We start from the raw sequence: 14,266 nt of genomic DNA, 5'->3' as shown, positions 1-14,266 counted from the left end.
GCTCGACTACGCGCGCAGCCGCGAGCTGGCGCCGCGCGCGATCCTGGCCGGCACCGGCATGGACGATGTGCAGGCGCCCGATGCGCAGCACGCCATCAGCCCCACCGAATACCTGCAGTTGCTGGCCAACGTCGCCGCCGGCTTAAAAAGCCCGGAAACGAGCTTCATGCTGGGCCAGCAGATGCTGCCCGGGCACTTCGGCGCGCTCAGCCACGCGCTGACGCACGCGCACAGCCTGCGCGAAGCGATCGCGCTGCTGGTGCGCTTCCAGATGCAGCTATGCCCCTTGCTGGCGCCGCGCTTTCGCGAGGAAGGCGGACTCGGTGTGCTGTACTGGAGCGACAGTTTCGGCGCCGGCCAGCAGCGCGCATTTTTGGTCGAGATGCACATGACGGCCATGTCCGCGATGTGCCGCTGGCTGGGCGGCACGCGCCTGCCATGGCGCTACTGCTTCAACCGCACGCCGCCGCGCTACACCGAGCAGCACGAGGTGCACCTGGGCCAGCAGCTGCGCTTTCACTGCCATCTCGACGCCATGCTGATCGACGCCGCATGGCTCGACCGCCCCTGGCCGCGCGCGAATGCGATGGCGGCGGCGGTGGCGCTACGCAGCGTCGATGCGGCGCATGCCGGTGGCAGCCAGCGCAGCCTGCTGTGCGCCCTCTACGATTATCTGCTGGAGCACATCCGCAGCGTGCCCACGCTGGAACAGTGCGCGCTCCAGTTCGGCGTCAGTCCGGCCACCCTGAAACGCCACCTGGCGCGCCACGGCAGCCACTTCCAGGCCGAACTCGACCAGGTGCGCGCGCACGTCGCCCTGCACCTGTTCCACGGCGGGCGGCACGACAACGATGCGGTCGCGCGCCACTTGGGTTTTCACGACGCAAACAACTTCCGCCGCTCCTTCAAACGCTGGACCGGCATGACGCCCATGCTGTTGCGGCAAAGCCTGGACGCTTACCGCTTGCAATCGGGAGATACATCAGCCATAATCTAAATGAGAATTGTTCTCATTCACTGAAAGGCAGCGATGAATACCACCCAACAACCCGTGCGCGCGATCCCGGCGCCAGTCGCACCTGCGCTTCCGCTGCGCGTCAACAGCCAGGAACTGCTGCGCCAGGGCAAGTCGATCCAGATCGAACACGACGGCAAAATCTATGAATTGCGGGTCACCCGGCTTAACAAGCTGATCCTGACCGCCTGAACCACCAACCCCCAGCCAGCCAGCGTTGCACGCGCAAGCCAGCCCCCCCCTTTTGACAGGAGCAACGCAATGGCTATCGACATGGCAGGTCCCGCATTTACCGCATCGGCCAGCGCGCCGCCCCAGCCCGAACTGCTGGTGTCCGCCGCGCTGCACCTGATGTCCCACTACAGCGCCAATGCGTCCCAGGCCGGGCCGTGCCTGAAGCTGGCCTCCGTGATCGAGCGCCACCTCAAGGCGCTGGCCAGCCATGGCGACCTCAATCCGGTGCTGCGCGCCACCTGCCAGCAATTGTCGGAGCAATGGGCGGCGGTGGTCGACCAGGCCCTCCCGCGTCCGTCGCGCCCGACCTTGTTCAAGCGCTTCGTGGGCGGCGCGCGCCAGTAAGATCAGGCGGCGATCAGGTAGCCGCGGATGTCAGCGGCGCCGGCGTGACCCGCCACCTGATCGCGCCAATGGGTTCGGGCGGCGCGCCATCGCCCGCCCGGCTGTTGAAGGTGGCGGCCAGCGCCACCGTCGTGGTATCCGGCACGCCGTTGCGGTGTAGCGCACTCCTGCCGGAGCGTGGGGCGGCAGCGGCGAGGATGCGGGTGCTGTGGGCCACCGGATGGGGTGCTGATCGTGCCGATGCCGCGTCGCGCCGGGTGCGTCACCGCAGCCAGTCCAGTCACTGCACATGAAAACGTTTTCAAAATCTCTCAAGCTGTGTACACTCTGGGCGGCTGTTTATTTCGTGGGTCGTTCCAGTTATGGTAATCTCGCGGTGACAGCCGTCCCGCCCCCTACCAGGACCCATCCCTTGACAGACCACGACAACGCTGCCCCCCCTTCCACCCTGATCGACGTCGCGCGTCACGCCGGCGTCTCGCCCAGCACCGTGTCGCGCATTTTGAACGGCACCGCCAAAGTCTCCGAAGACAAACGCACCGCCGTGATGGCGGCGATCGAAAAGATGCACTTCGCGCCGAACCAGATGGCACAGGGCCTCAAGAAGGGGCGCTCGATGACCATCGGGATCGTGGTGCAGGATATTTCGAGCCCGTTTTTCGACGAGACCCTGCGTGGCGTCGACGATGGCTTGAAGGGTACCGGCTACGCATCGGTGATCGTGAGCGGCCACTGGAACGCGGTCGAAGAAACGGAACGCATCCGCCTTCTGCTCGCGCGCAAGGTCGACGGCATCATCCTGCTGTCCGGCCACCTGGGCGACGACACTATTTTGCAGTTTGCGAACCAGCGCCCGATCGTCTCCACCGGGCGCGAACTGCGTACCAAAAGCGCGCTCGGGTTCAAGCTCGATAATGAAAACGGCGCCTTCATGGCGGTGCGCCACCTGGTCGAACTGGGACACCGGCGCATCGCCTTCGTCACCGGGCCGTCGCACCACCGCGATGCCGACGAACGCCTGACCGGCTACAAGCGCGCGCTGAAGGAATCCGATATCGAGTACGACGCCAACCTGGTGGTCGGCGGCGACTTCCACGAATCCGGCGGCCTGCTGGCGGTGAACCATCTGTTCGAGACCAACCAGCAGTTCACGGCGGTGTTTGCGGCCAATGACCTGAGTGCGTATGGGGTGAGATTGTGCCTGTACCGCAAGGGGATCCGGGTACCGGACGACATTTCGCTGGTCGGCTTCGATGATTTGCCGGGGTCCTCGTACACCACGCCGCCGCTGACCACGATCCGCCAGCCTTTGTACGACATGGGCCGCATCGCCACCAATGCCCTGCTGGCACTGATCAACGGCGAACCGGTCATGGCGCAGATTCCGCCGCTCGAACTGGTGGTGCGCGAAACCACGCGCCGGGTGCGCTGACGCCGGGTTAAAGCTTACAGCTGCGCCACGCAGAAATCGGTCATCGCAGCCAGCACGCTCGCATCTTCCCCGACCGCGCCCGACACCGTGATGTCCAGGCCCGGATGATCGAGGCGCAACTGCGCGACGATCAGCGGCAGGTCGCGCAGCAAATGCCCGCCCTGCCCCAGGAATACCGGCACCACCGTCACCGCCGTGACGCCCTGCGCGGCCAGTTCGGCCACGCGCTCGGGCAGGCGCGGCTCCATCAGTTCGAGGAAGGCCAGCGACACCGCTACGCCTGGTACGCGCGCCTGGGTCAGTTCGCGCAAGCGCTCGAAGGGCGCCGCCCAGGTGGCGGCGCGGGCGCCGTGGGCAAACAGGATCAGGGCGCGGGTCATCAGTGTCTTTCCACCCACCATAGCGCCGCAAGGGCCAATAGCAGGAACAGCAAGCTCGGGGCGATCGCCACCAGGATGGCCGGCATGGCACTGAGCCGGCCGACGCTGGCGAACAGGTTATTGATCAAAATGAAGCCGACCCCGATCATGATGCCAACGAAGATCTTGAGACTCACGCCGCCGCTGCGGGTGTGCAGGTAGGCGAACGGCAGCGCCAGCGCCATCAGCACGAAAATGGCCAGCGGATCGAACAGCTTTTTCCAGAACGCGATCTTGAAACGCTCGGTCTCCTGCTTGTTTTCGGACAGGTGGCGCGTGTAGATGGCCAGTTCGGTGGCCGACATGCGCACCGGGTCCGAGGCCGAGACCGAAATGATCTTCGGCGTGATCTCGGACACCAGGTCCAAGCTGGGCAGCTTGCGGGTGGTGACCACGCTGGTCTCCTGGCCGAACATGCTTTGCGCGCTGGCGCCGGCGGCCGGTTTGCCGGCGCCGGCGGCCGGTTTGCCGCCCGGCGGGGGCAGCTCGCGCGTATTGGCGAAGCGCGTTTCCGTCACGTCTTCCAGGCGCCAGGTACTGTTGCCGGTGAAGACGGCGCGCGCGGCGGTGATCAGGGAGCGCATGCGGAAGTTGGTATCGAACTCGTACAGCCGCACATCGAGCATCTGGCCGTCGGTGCGGAACTGGCGCACGTTGAAAAAGCGCGAGCCGGTGACGCTGCCCTTGGTGCCCTCGGTGCGCACGATATCCTTGGTCCACATCCCGGAACGGAATTCCTGCGAGACGGTGGCGCCGCGCGCGCTGAGCTTGAGCTTTTCCGCCAGCGGCGCGGTGCGCGGCGCAATCAGTTCGCCGAACACAAAGGTGATGAGGACGAACACGATGCCGATCTTGAACAGCATCCACGCCGCCATCTGGGTCGACATGCTCGACGCCCGCATGATGGTGAACTCGGAGCTCGACGCGAACTGCGCCATCGTGTAGATGGTGCCGATCAGGGTCGCCACCGGCATCACCTCGTACACGTGGAAGGGCACGCGCAGCAGCACGTATAAAAAGGCGTGCTGGATCGCATAGCCTTCCTTGCCCACCGACGGCAGTTCGCCGGTCAGGTCCATGAAGGCGCTCAGCGCCAGGAAGGCGACCAGCACGAAGGCGACGGCCTGCGCGATCGAGACCGCGAAATAGCGTTGAAGGATTTTCATTTTGCGCCTCCCTTCGGCGCGCAGCGCCCGATGCCGCCGCGCTTGAGCGCAGCCCACAATACCAGTGGGTGATAGCGATGGTTGACGTTCAGGCGCCAGGCGAACATGCCGACGGTGAGAACCGCCACCACCAGGTGCAGCGGCCACCAGGCCATGTAGAAATCGGACTTGCCCTGGCGGACATTGGCTTCGGCCAGCTTGGTCAGGTTAATGTAGGTGAAGAAGATCAGCAGCGCGATGATCAGGTTGGCCGCGCTGCCGGCGCGCGGATTGACGAAGCCGAGCGGAATGGCCAGCAGGATCAGGAGCAGGCAGGTGATAGGCGCGGCGATGCGGTACAGCAGTTCGGACTGGGTAAAGCGGTTGGGCGTGGCCAGCAGCTCGCTGGTGGACATGGCGTCGGACGAGACATCGCCCCCCATCGCCGCGCTCTTGGCCGCCACGCGCATGCTGTAGCGGCCGAACTCCATCGATTGAAAATCGGCCTGTCCCGGCACGCCCTGGTAGCGCCGTCCGTTCTTGAGCACCAGGAACTGGCCGCCCTTGCCGTCGGACTCGATCACGCCTTCCTTGGCGACGATGACGGAGTTGATGTTCTTCTCGATGGTGTTGACGAACACATTCTGCACCACGGTCGATTCGCCGGTGACGCCTTCCACGAAAAACACGCGGTTGCTGGACGCCGATTCCTTGAACTGGCCGGGCGAGACTTTTTTCAGGTCTTCGCGCTTTTCGAAACGCTGGACGAATTCGGTGCTTTTCATCTTGGCCCAGGGTGTCACGAACAGGCTCAGGGCGCCGGTCAGGATCATCATGGGAATGCCGAAGGTGAGGATGGGACGGATCCAGCGCGTGAGCGACAGGCCCGATGCGAACCAGACCACCATTTCGGAATCGCGGTAGCTGCGCGTGACCACCGCCAGTACCGAAATAAAGCTGGTGAGAGTCAGGATAGTTGGCAGATAATTCAGTGTTGCGAAGGCGATCAATGCCAGCACGTCGCTCGACGCCACCTTTCCGCCTGCGGCCTTGCCGAGGATGGCGATCAGGGTCCACGTGGCGACGATGGAAAACAGCACCGTGAAAGTCGTCCCGGCCGAACTGGCTAATTCACGTTGCAGGGCGCGTTGAAAGATCATTCGAAAGTTATAATCACAGGTTAGGCAGTGCGCGTCACAAACACGAAACGGAGATTCAAATGGACTTTAGCATAAAAGCATTCGACACAAAGAACACCATCACGTCGGCCAAAACCGGATGCGTCGCGGTTGCGGTATTCGAAAACAAAAAACTGTCGCAGGCTGCAAAAGCCCTCGACCAGGGTGGTGAAATCACGGCTGCGCTCAAGTCCGGCGACATTACCGGCAAAGCTGGTACGACCCTGCTGTTGCGTGGCATTTCCGGCACCGGCGCGGCGCGCGTACTGCTGGTCGGGCTGGGCAACGACGAGACGGTCAGCGAAAAAAGCTTCACTTCCGCAGTGAACGCGACGCTCAAGGCTTTCGCCTCGCTCGGCGCCGCGGACGCCATTATCGCACTACCCATGACGGATGTGAAAGAGCGCGACGTTTCCTGGGCCGTGCGCACCATCGTCTGCGCCGCCCACGAGAGCGTTTTCCGCACCGACGGCCAGAAAAGCAAGAAGGACCCCGCCCCTGCCGGCGTGCGCAAGATCACCCTGGCCGCCGATGCCACGTCCGACGTCAAGACCGCGCTGGCGCAGGCGATTGCGATTGCCAACGGCATGGACCTGACCAAGCAACTGGGCAACCTGTCGGCCAACGTCTGCACCCCGACCTACCTGGCCAACACCGCGCGCAAGCTGGCCAAGGACTACAAGTTCGACGTCGAAGTGCTGGACCGCAAGCAGCTCGAAGCGCTGAAAATGGGCAGCTTCCTGTCGGTCACCAACGGCAGCGAAGAAGCCCCCAAGTTCATCGTCCTCAAGCACATGGGCGGCAAGGCCAAGGATGCGCCGGTGGTATTGGTCGGCAAGGGCATCACCTTCGACACGGGCGGCATTTCGATCAAGGCCGGTCCCGGCATGGATGAAATGAAGTACGACATGTGCGGCGCCGCGTCGGTGCTGGGCACCTTCCGCGCAATCGGCGAAATGGGCCTGAAACTGAACGTGATCGGCGTGATCGCCGCGTGCGAGAACATGCCGTCGGGACGTGCCACCAAGCCGGGCGACATCGTCACGTCGATGAACGGCCTGACCATCGAAGTGCTCAATACCGACGCCGAAGGCCGCCTGGTGCTGTGCGACGCGCTGACCTACTGCGAGCGTTTCAACCCGGCCGCCGTGATCGACATCGCGACCCTGACCGGCGCCTGCGTGGTGGCACTGGGCCATCACAACACGGGCCTGTTCACGCGCTCGGACGACGCGCACGAGAAGCTGGCGGGCGAGCTGCTGGCCGCCGGCAAGGCAGCCAGCGACACCGCGTGGCGCCTGCCGATCGAAGACATCTACAACGAGCAGCTCAAGTCCAACTTCGCGGACCTGGCCAACATCGGCACGCCGGGCGGCGCCAGCGTGACGGCGGCCTGCTTCCTGGAGAATTTCACGCGCAAGTACACCTGGGCCCACCTGGACATCGCCGGCACGGCATGGAAATCGGGCGGCGCAAAAGGCGCCACCGGCCGTCCGGTGCCGCTGCTGTCGACCTTCCTGATTAATCGGGTTTAAGCGCGCGTGTAAGCGCAACATCGAAGGATGAAAAAAGCGGCCTCGCGGGCCGCTTTTTTTTGATCGCGCGCTAGTGCAGCGCGCTGCCGGCTGTTTCCGGCGGATCGTTCTGATAGTCGCGCGCGCCGGTGCGGCGCATCAGCACCGTCAGCGTCTCGGGATAATCAAAACCGGCGCCGGTGCGTTTGTCGAGCAGATACCCGAGGCCCGCGGTCAGCACCGCATTGCCCACGATGGCGCTGGCATTGGCCCTGGACGCGACCACATCCTGGCCGGCGCTCGCGCCATCCTTTTTACAGTCGACGAACAGGTTACCCGCGCTCTTTTGCACGGTCACGTGGCCGGGCGAGGTGACGAACCAGCGGCCCTTGTCGTTGGTCAGCACGCAGCCGGCACCGCCGATTTCGCGGTTGTCGACGATGGTGTGCACCATCAGTGTCTGCTGGTTCGATTCGCTGATCGTCGCGCAGCCGCCAAGGGCGGCCAGCAGCGCCAGCGCGCCTGTCCGTAAAAAAGTCGCCATCATCTCCATCCAAAATAGGTCTTCACCCTGTTTACGGCAGCTGCCCAGGGTTCCTGAATACTAGATTGAATACTACCCGATGAATGCTATTTGACCGGAATCGGCTGGTTGGCCGGCACCGGGACGGCGGTCACGCTGTTTTTCGGGCTACCATCGATCAGGCGGTCCGAATACACAAGATAGACCAGCGCATTGCGCTTGGCGTCGACCATGCGCACCACGCGCACGTGCTTGAAAAAAATCGAGGCGCGCTCGCTGAAGACTTCATCCTGGCGCGGGATCTTGCCGTTGAACGTGATGGGACCGACCTGGCGGCACGCCACCGACGATTCGGCCTTGTCTTCGGCCAAGCCCACGGCACCCTTGATGCCGCCGGTCTTGGCGCGCGACAGGTAGCAGCTCACGCCGCCGACAGCCGGGTCGTCGAACACTTCGACCACGACCTTGTGGTCAGGGCCAATCAGCTTGAAAGCGGTATCGACCGAGCCCACGGTTTCCGCAGCGGCGCCGGCGGCGACAGCGGACAGCGCGAGACTGAGTGCGAGTCGGATCATTCGCATAGTTTTATTCCTGGAGGTGGGTGCTGGGGGGGGAGCTGCCGCGGTGTCGGGCAAGACTGGGAAACCGGCGCAAAGCGCGGCACAAGGATGCCGTCGACATCGACCAGCTGGAAAAACACCTGTTTCGGCCGCGTCCATATAGAACCGTCCGCTGCGCGATACACGATCATCTCGGAGAGATCCGATTCAAGAGTGGCCACGCACACTAAGTCGTACAGGCCACCCTTGTAGTGCCGGAATTGCATCAACTCTCTGTCTTGTCTTCAGCCAGAGCTTTCTGCTTCTTCTTCAAGCCCTGGATCACCTTGAGGACACCTTCGATACCAGCGGTATCGTCGAGGTCGCTAAAAGCGTCGAGGACTTCATTCAGAACCCGGTTGCGCACTGCGGTTTCATCCGGCGCTGGTGCGCTTGCGCGTACCGGTTCGGCCGACTCTTTCGAGGCGGCTTTTTGCGCCGAATATTTCGCTGTCGCCGCGGCAGTTTTGCCGTGCGCCAGCGCCGCTTGCCAGATTACCCAGCGACGTTGTGTTTCAAACACGAGATATTCATCGGGCTTATCTTCGCGGCGTCGAACGATATGACCATCGCGCTGCGCCCATGCTTCAAATGCACTTCGCATTTTAATCCTTTACAAATGCTGTCTTCGCATTTCTCCACTAATCAAAACACAATTGTTTTAACTAGTACCACCTTGCCGTTTGTGTCATTGAAACCGCCACAAACATTAAGGGCGTGTAACTCTTCACGTAACGGATTCGGACCGTTGGTTCTCACCACCAGCGCCCCGATAAACTACATATTACTCCGTGCGTTATAAGAATGCAATTTTTTATTCCCCATGAGTAACAATAGACCAAAATCGTTGTTTTGTCTTCCTGTTGTTACATCTAATTACATCTTGCGAGTGGTTAAATCTCGGGGACAACAAAGTTTAACATCTCCACGGTATTTTTTCGATAAAAGTGTTGATAACACAAGCGTATGCTAGCTGCATGAACGGCCGTTTTGGGCAACTGAGCGCATGTTCTTGCATGAACGGCACATTTACCGCGATACTAAGTGTTTTTAGCGTCAACGGCCTTGCGAGAACTCCCATGAAAATAGCTACCTGGAATGTTAATTCCCTCAAAGTACGACTTGCTCACCTACTGCAATGGCTTGAAGCAAATCCGGTCGACGTACTTTGCCTACAAGAGACAAAACTGACGGACGATAAGTTCCCAATTTCCGAAATTAATGCAGCCGGGTACGAAGTAGCCTTCAGCGGGCAGAAAACCTATAACGGCGTGGCCATCTTGTCGAAACTACCGTTGACTGATGTCGTACGCAACAACCCCCTGTTTCCCGACGAGCAGCAGCGGATACTGGCGGCAACAATCGGCGGGGTCCGCTTTATCTGCGCCTATGTGCCCAATGGGCAGGCGGTCGATACCGACAAATATGCGTACAAGCTGGCATGGCTGGCCTCGCTGCGCGATTGGCTGGCCGATGAAATGCGCGCGCACGCCGGCGGCGGCGGCCTGGCCATCCTCGGCGACTACAACATCGCGCCGGAAGACCGCGACGTGCACGATCCGGCCGCCTGGGCGGGCCAGGTGCTGTGTTCGGACAAGGAGCGTGCGGCGCTGACGGCGCTGGTGGACCTGGGACTGAGCGACGCGTTCCGTTTGTTCGAGCAAGCCGACAAATCGTTCAGCTGGTGGGATTACCGGCAGCTCGGTTACCAAAAAAACAAGGGCCTGCGGATCGACCACATCTTGCTGTCGGACGCCCTGTCCAAGCGCTGCACCGCGTGCGCGATCGACCGCGTGCCGCGCAAATGGGAACAGCCATCCGACCACGCCCCCGTCATCGCCACGCTCGGCTGATCGGCAAGGCAAGGCAAGCGCACAACCGGGGTCTGACCTCTGACTCGCAACTTTTTTCACAACCGGGGTCTGACCTCTGACTCGCAACTTTTTTGTTGCAAAAAAACCCAAACAGCAGGTTCTGCAAGTTTTCCCTGGCGCTCAGCGATGTTTCGCCCGGGGAGCGCCAGACGTATTGTTCGCCGCCCCGGCTTTCCCTTGGTGAAACGAAAATATTTCTAATCAGAGGTCAGACCCCGGTTGTAGGAGTCGACGAGGGCAGTTGCATCCAAAGTCCGAACCGTGTCGTCGGACTAGTTACGGGTAAGGTGGGTGCGGGCTTGTTCGGCGGCGCTGGGCTGGGCGAACAGGTAGCCCTGGGCGTACTGGCAGCCATGGGCGCTCAGCAGGGCGTACTGGGCTTCCGTTTCGACACCTTCCGCTACCACCGATAGCTGCAGGCTGTTCGACAGCGCCATGATGGCCGCGACAATCGCGCGGTCTTCAGCACTTTCCTCCAGATCCTTGATGAAGGCACGGTCGATCTTGATCTTCTTGACCGGAAAGCGCTTCAGGTAGGCCAGGCTCGAATAGCCGGTGCCGAAATCGTCGATCGACAGGCGGATGCCCATGGCGTTGATCTGCCCCAGAATCTCCAGCGTCTGTTCGCCATGCTGCATCAGCGCCGTTTCGGTGATCTCGAATTCGATCAGCGCCGGATCGATCCCGGTTTCGTCGAGCACGCGCCGGATCGATTCGATCAGCCCGCGGTGCATGAACTGGCGCGGCGACAAATTGACCGCCAGCGGCACCGCCGCCATCCCCTGCCGCTGCCACGCCATGCTTTGCTCGCACGCGCGCCGCATCACCCATTCGCCAATCGGTACGATCAGGCCATTTTCTTCGATGATGGGGATGAAGTGGTCCGGCAGCACCAGGCCGTGCCCCGGACGGCGCCAGCGCAGCAGCACTTCCATGGTGTGCACGCGGCGCGTTCCGATATCGATGATCGGCTGGTAGAACAGCTCGAATTCTTCCTGCGCCAGCGCGCCGCGCAGCGCGCTTTCGAGCTCGAAGTGCTGCGCCGCCGCGACGTTCATGCGCTCGGTGAAGTACTGGTAGTTGTTGCGGCCATTGGCCTTGGCGTGATACATGGCCGCATCGGCATGCCGCATCAGGGTCGCGACGTCGCCGCCATCGTCGGGGTACATGCAGATGCCGATCGATGGCGTGATGTGCAGCAGGCGTCCGTCGAACGGAAACGGCAGCGCCAGCACGGCGATGATCTTCTCGGCTACCTGGGTGCTTTCGGCCTGGCTGTCGATGCCCGGCACCAGCACCACGAATTCGTCGCCGCCGAGGCGCGCCACGGTGTCGCTGCCGCGCACCGCGTTGCACAGGCGCCCGGCCACTTCCTTGAGCAGGCGGTCGCCCATCAGGTGGCCCAGCGAATCGTTGATGGTCTTGAAGCGGTCCAGGTCGATGAACATGACGGCCAGCTTGCCGCCGGAGCGCTTCACGCCCAGCATCGCATGGTCCAGCCGGTCCGACAGCAAGGCACGGTTGGGAAGCCCGGTCAGGCTGTCGTGATAGGCCATGTGGTTGACCCTCGCCTCGGCCTGGCGCCGTTCGACGATCTCGCCCTGCAGCAGCGCATTGGCACCAGCCAGTTCGGCGGTGCGCTCCAGCACCCGCACTTCCAGTTCGTCGCGCGCGCGCAGCACCGCTTCGCCGGCCTCGCGCCGCGCGGTCACGTCGTCGACCAGCCACACCGAGCGTCCGCTCGCATGCGCCAGGTCGAACGGACGCCCCGACAGGCGCGCCCAGAACGTGCTGCCATCCTTGCGCACCAGCCGGTACTCGGCCATGTGGACCCGCCCCTCGCGAAAGTCGCGCGCGGTCTCGCCACGGGCCAGTTCCCAGCTGGCGCGGTCGGGGTACAGCTCGCGCACCGAGAGCCCCGCCACTTCGCCCGCCCCGAAGCCGAACAGTTCTTCCATCTTGGCGTTGCAGCGCAGGTTCATGCCGTGTTCGACCACCGCGATGCCGAGCACCGCGCTGTCGAGAATGGCCTGGTTTTCCAGCAGCGCGTTGCGCAGCGATTCCTCGGCGCGCTTGGCGTCCGTGCGGTCTTCGATGATCCAGATCGTGCCCTGCCCCGGTTCGGCCGGATTGACGACGTAGGCGATCAGTTGCGCCCACAGGATGCTGCCGTCCTTGCGCGCCATCTCGACTTCTGTATGAAACGGCTTGCCGATCGAGAGCAGCGGCCCGGCCGCCGCGCCGATGGCGGCATACGCTTCGTCGCTGGGGTACAGCGCGCGCCCAGGCAGGCCGAGGCCCTCGTTGCCGGTGTAGCCGAACATGTCGGCAAAGCCGCGGTTGTAGCGTGTGATGATGCGGTTCTTGGTGAACAGGATGCTGACCGAGGCGTTGGTCATGATGGCCTGCACCTCGACCAGGGTCTGGCGCGCTTCGGTCACGTCTTCGAGAATCCAGATGGTGCCTTCTTCGCGCCGTTCGGCGTCGACCGTCTGCGCGCGCACGCGGCACCAGAACAGGGTGCCGTCGCGTTGGCGGAACTGGTATTCGGTCTTCTCGAACGGCAGCCCGTTGCCGAGCAGCGGCCCGGCTTCGCGCCCGAACTGTGCGTACGCTTCGGGCGACGGGAACACGTCCACCGCCGGGCGCCCGATCATTTCGTCGCGCGCGTAGCCGAACATGTCGGCCATGCGCGGGTTACAGGACAACATGATGCCGTTGCGGCTGAACAGGATGCCGACCGAGGCATTGTCCAGAATCGCCTTCTGCTCCAGCAGCACCTGGCGGGTCGCTTCCTCGGCCGCCTTTTGCGCGCTGCGGTCGTCCACGATCCAGATGGTGTCCTGCTTGCCGCGCCCGGCGTTGATGGCGTAGATGTAGGCGTGCGCCCAGAAGGTGCTGCCGTCCTGGCGCAGCATCTCGATGTCGGACTGGTAGGGGCGGCCGGCGCGCAGCAGCGGCTGCGCCTCGCGCTGCATGGCCTCGTGGCCGGCCGCGGAGACGAACAGTTCGGCGGCACCGTGGCCGAGCCCCGTCTCGCCGGCAAAGCCGAAGTAGCGGCCGAACTGCTGGTTGTAGCGCAGGATGCGGTTGTCGCGCTGGAAGGCGATGCCCAGCGGGGCGTTGTCCATGATCGCCTGCATTTCGAGCAGGGCGCGGCGCAGGCGCGTTTCGTTCTGGTGCAGTTCGTCGATGTCTTCGACGATCCAGATGGTGCCGTGCAACTCGTCGCGCGGGTCGACCGCGCGCCCGTACAGGCGGCACCAGAGCAGCACGCCGTCCTTGCGGCGCAGGCGCACTTCGCCGGCGTAGGAGCCGCCGGCGGCGAGCCGGGGACCGGCCTCGCTGCTCATTTGCTCGTAGCTGCGCGCGCTGGGGAAAACGGTGACGCTGGCCGCGCCGATCAGCTCATCGGCGGTGTAGCCGAAGATTTCGGCGGCGCGGATATTGCATTCGCAGATCACGCGGTTCTTGCTGAGGATGATGCCGACGGCGGCGTTCTCGAGAATCGCCTTCTGTTCGAGCAGCGTGGTGCGCAGCGCGGCCTGGTCGCGGTCGAAGCGGCGGATATCGGTGAACACGAAGGTGGCGCCGCCGGCCGCCAGCGCCTTGGCCAGCACCTGGACCGCGATGTCGTTGCCGCCGGCGTGCAGCGCGCTTTCCCACAGCTGGTCGGCACCACCGCGCATGCGCAGCGCGGCGTCCTCGCGCATGGCGGGGGCGAAAAGGCCGACCAGGGACTGGCCCGATGGATCGATGCCGAGCAGGCCGCACAAGGCGGCGTTGCAGGCGTAGACGATGCCGTGCGCGTCGCAGGCACAGGCGGGCGACGCGATCAGCTCAAGCGCTTCAGCGACGAAATCAGGTTTGGTGAATACGCGATCCATGTCCCCCACTACGGCATCAATCCGGCGCCTCCGTGGCGGGCAGCGGACAGCCGATCATAAACCACAATTGGGCCGGATATAGGCGCAAACGCCAAAAAACG

General features: G+C 63.2%; 15 protein-coding genes. 6 read left to right on the top strand and 9 right to left on the bottom strand.

The annotated features are described in order from the left end of the window. The 3 genes from PO883_RS19920 to PO883_RS19910 form a co-directional block, all read left to right on the top strand. Window positions 1–997: AraC family transcriptional regulator (locus PO883_RS19920; protein ID WP_289311290.1), on the top strand; the 997-nt coding region annotated here is incomplete at its 5' end. Between the two features lie 33 nt (window positions 998–1,030). Next, window positions 1,031–1,207 carry a hemin uptake protein HemP gene (gene hemP / locus PO883_RS19915; RefSeq protein WP_099881501.1) on the top strand — a complete coding sequence of 59 codons (177 nt, stop codon included), beginning with the start codon at window positions 1,031–1,033 and terminating at the stop codon, window positions 1,205–1,207. A gap of 69 nt (window positions 1,208–1,276) precedes the next feature. Beyond that, a complete protein-coding gene (locus PO883_RS19910; protein ID WP_289311289.1) occupies window positions 1,277–1,594 on the top strand; it encodes a hypothetical protein in 318 nt (105 codons plus the stop codon). A 13-nt stretch (window positions 1,595–1,607) separates the two neighbouring features. Here the strand turns inward: PO883_RS19910 and PO883_RS19905 are convergent, their stop codons facing one another. Continuing rightward, window positions 1,608–1,739 carry a hypothetical protein gene (locus tag PO883_RS19905; protein WP_289311288.1) on the bottom strand — a complete coding sequence of 44 codons (132 nt, stop codon included), beginning with the start codon at window positions 1,737–1,739 and terminating at the stop codon, window positions 1,608–1,610. A 267-nt stretch (window positions 1,740–2,006) separates the two neighbouring features. Here PO883_RS19905 and PO883_RS19900 point away from each other — a divergent pair, with 267 nt between their 5' ends. Then, window positions 2,007–3,026 (top strand): LacI family DNA-binding transcriptional regulator, encoded by a 1,020-nt coding sequence (locus PO883_RS19900; RefSeq protein WP_289311287.1) that lies wholly within the window; start codon window positions 2,007–2,009, stop codon window positions 3,024–3,026. A gap of 14 nt (window positions 3,027–3,040) precedes the next feature. Here PO883_RS19900 and PO883_RS19895 read toward each other — a convergent pair whose 3' ends face one another. Genes PO883_RS19895 through lptF form a run of 3 tightly spaced genes read right to left on the bottom strand, consistent with a single transcriptional unit; the run spans window position 3,041 to window position 5,750 of the window. Further along, window positions 3,041–3,406, bottom strand: a complete 366-nt coding sequence (locus PO883_RS19895; RefSeq protein ID WP_289311286.1) for a sirohydrochlorin chelatase — start codon at window positions 3,404–3,406, stop codon at window positions 3,041–3,043. Then, window positions 3,406–4,611, bottom strand: a complete 1,206-nt coding sequence (lptG, locus tag PO883_RS19890; RefSeq protein WP_289311285.1) for an LPS export ABC transporter permease LptG — start codon at window positions 4,609–4,611, stop codon at window positions 3,406–3,408. The genes PO883_RS19895 and lptG overlap by 1 nt, the downstream gene beginning before the upstream one ends. Next, the gene (gene lptF / locus PO883_RS19885) at window positions 4,608–5,750 is read right to left on the bottom strand and encodes an LPS export ABC transporter permease LptF (RefSeq protein WP_167085526.1); all 1,143 of its coding nucleotides are present in this window, start codon (window positions 5,748–5,750) and stop codon (window positions 4,608–4,610) included. Before lptF ends, lptG begins: the two co-directional genes overlap by 4 nt. A 59-nt stretch (window positions 5,751–5,809) precedes the next feature. Between lptF and PO883_RS19880 the strand changes: the two genes are divergently transcribed. Continuing rightward, the gene (locus PO883_RS19880; protein ID WP_289311284.1) at window positions 5,810–7,303 is read left to right on the top strand and encodes a leucyl aminopeptidase; all 1,494 of its coding nucleotides are present in this window, start codon (window positions 5,810–5,812) and stop codon (window positions 7,301–7,303) included. Window positions 7,304–7,373: 70 nt separating this feature from the next. Here the strand turns inward: PO883_RS19880 and PO883_RS19875 are convergent, their stop codons facing one another. The 4 genes from PO883_RS19875 to PO883_RS19860 form a co-directional block, all read right to left on the bottom strand. Beyond that, window positions 7,374–7,829, bottom strand: a complete 456-nt coding sequence (locus PO883_RS19875) for a hypothetical protein (RefSeq protein ID WP_289311283.1) — start codon at window positions 7,827–7,829, stop codon at window positions 7,374–7,376. Window positions 7,830–7,912: 83 nt separating this feature from the next. Further along, complete coding sequence (locus PO883_RS19870) at window positions 7,913–8,380, bottom strand: CreA family protein (protein ID WP_370662636.1); 468 nt, start codon at window positions 8,378–8,380, stop codon at window positions 7,913–7,915. Continuing rightward, window positions 8,377–8,631, bottom strand: coding sequence for a DUF1653 domain-containing protein (locus PO883_RS19865; protein ID WP_289311282.1), 255 nt, complete (start codon window positions 8,629–8,631; stop codon window positions 8,377–8,379). The genes PO883_RS19870 and PO883_RS19865 overlap by 4 nt, the downstream gene beginning before the upstream one ends. Then, window positions 8,631–9,008: a hypothetical protein gene (locus PO883_RS19860; RefSeq protein WP_289311281.1), complete on the bottom strand. Its 378-nt coding sequence runs from the start codon at window positions 9,006–9,008 to the stop codon at window positions 8,631–8,633. Before PO883_RS19860 ends, PO883_RS19865 begins: the two co-directional genes overlap by 1 nt. Window positions 9,009–9,483: 475 nt before the next feature. On the opposite strand from PO883_RS19860, the gene xth reads away from it, so the two are divergent. Continuing rightward, complete coding sequence (gene xth / locus PO883_RS19855; protein ID WP_289311293.1) at window positions 9,484–10,257, top strand: exodeoxyribonuclease III; 774 nt, start codon at window positions 9,484–9,486, stop codon at window positions 10,255–10,257. A 293-nt stretch (window positions 10,258–10,550) separates the two neighbouring features. Here the strand turns inward: xth and PO883_RS19850 are convergent, their stop codons facing one another. Beyond that, window positions 10,551–14,165 (bottom strand): EAL domain-containing protein, encoded by a 3,615-nt coding sequence (locus tag PO883_RS19850; RefSeq protein ID WP_289311280.1) that lies wholly within the window; start codon window positions 14,163–14,165, stop codon window positions 10,551–10,553. Window positions 14,166–14,266 lie beyond the last annotated feature (101 nt).

It is taken from the genome of Massilia sp. DJPM01 (genome assembly GCF_030348125.1).
Taxonomy (GTDB): Bacteria; Pseudomonadota; Gammaproteobacteria; order Burkholderiales; family Burkholderiaceae_D; genus Telluria_A; species Telluria_A frigida.
This window is presented reverse-complemented; position numbering and strand designations above follow the sequence as displayed.

Excerpts from the sequence above, each read along its gene's own strand:
- PO883_RS19895 (WP_289311286.1), bottom strand. The coding sequence starts at position 3,406 with ATGACCCGCGCCCTGATCCTGTTTGCCCACGGCGCCCGCGCCGCCACC.
- PO883_RS19910 (WP_289311289.1), top strand. The coding sequence starts at position 1,277 with ATGGCTATCGACATGGCAGGTCCCGCATTTACCGCATCGGCCAGCGCG.
- PO883_RS19870 (WP_370662636.1), bottom strand. The coding sequence starts at position 8,380 with ATGATCCGACTCGCACTCAGTCTCGCGCTGTCCGCTGTCGCCGCCGGC.
- xth (WP_289311293.1), top strand. The coding sequence starts at position 9,484 with ATGAAAATAGCTACCTGGAATGTTAATTCCCTCAAAGTACGACTTGCT.
- PO883_RS19860 (WP_289311281.1), bottom strand. The coding sequence starts at position 9,008 with ATGCGAAGTGCATTTGAAGCATGGGCGCAGCGCGATGGTCATATCGTT.
- hemP (WP_099881501.1), top strand. The coding sequence starts at position 1,031 with ATGAATACCACCCAACAACCCGTGCGCGCGATCCCGGCGCCAGTCGCA.
- PO883_RS19875 (WP_289311283.1), bottom strand. The coding sequence starts at position 7,829 with ATGATGGCGACTTTTTTACGGACAGGCGCGCTGGCGCTGCTGGCCGCC.
- PO883_RS19865 (WP_289311282.1), bottom strand. The coding sequence starts at position 8,631 with ATGCAATTCCGGCACTACAAGGGTGGCCTGTACGACTTAGTGTGCGTG.
- lptG (WP_289311285.1), bottom strand. The coding sequence starts at position 4,611 with ATGAAAATCCTTCAACGCTATTTCGCGGTCTCGATCGCGCAGGCCGTC.
- PO883_RS19850 (WP_289311280.1), bottom strand. The coding sequence starts at position 14,165 with ATGGATCGCGTATTCACCAAACCTGATTTCGTCGCTGAAGCGCTTGAG.
- PO883_RS19880 (WP_289311284.1), top strand. The coding sequence starts at position 5,810 with ATGGACTTTAGCATAAAAGCATTCGACACAAAGAACACCATCACGTCG.
- lptF (WP_167085526.1), bottom strand. The coding sequence starts at position 5,750 with ATGATCTTTCAACGCGCCCTGCAACGTGAATTAGCCAGTTCGGCCGGG.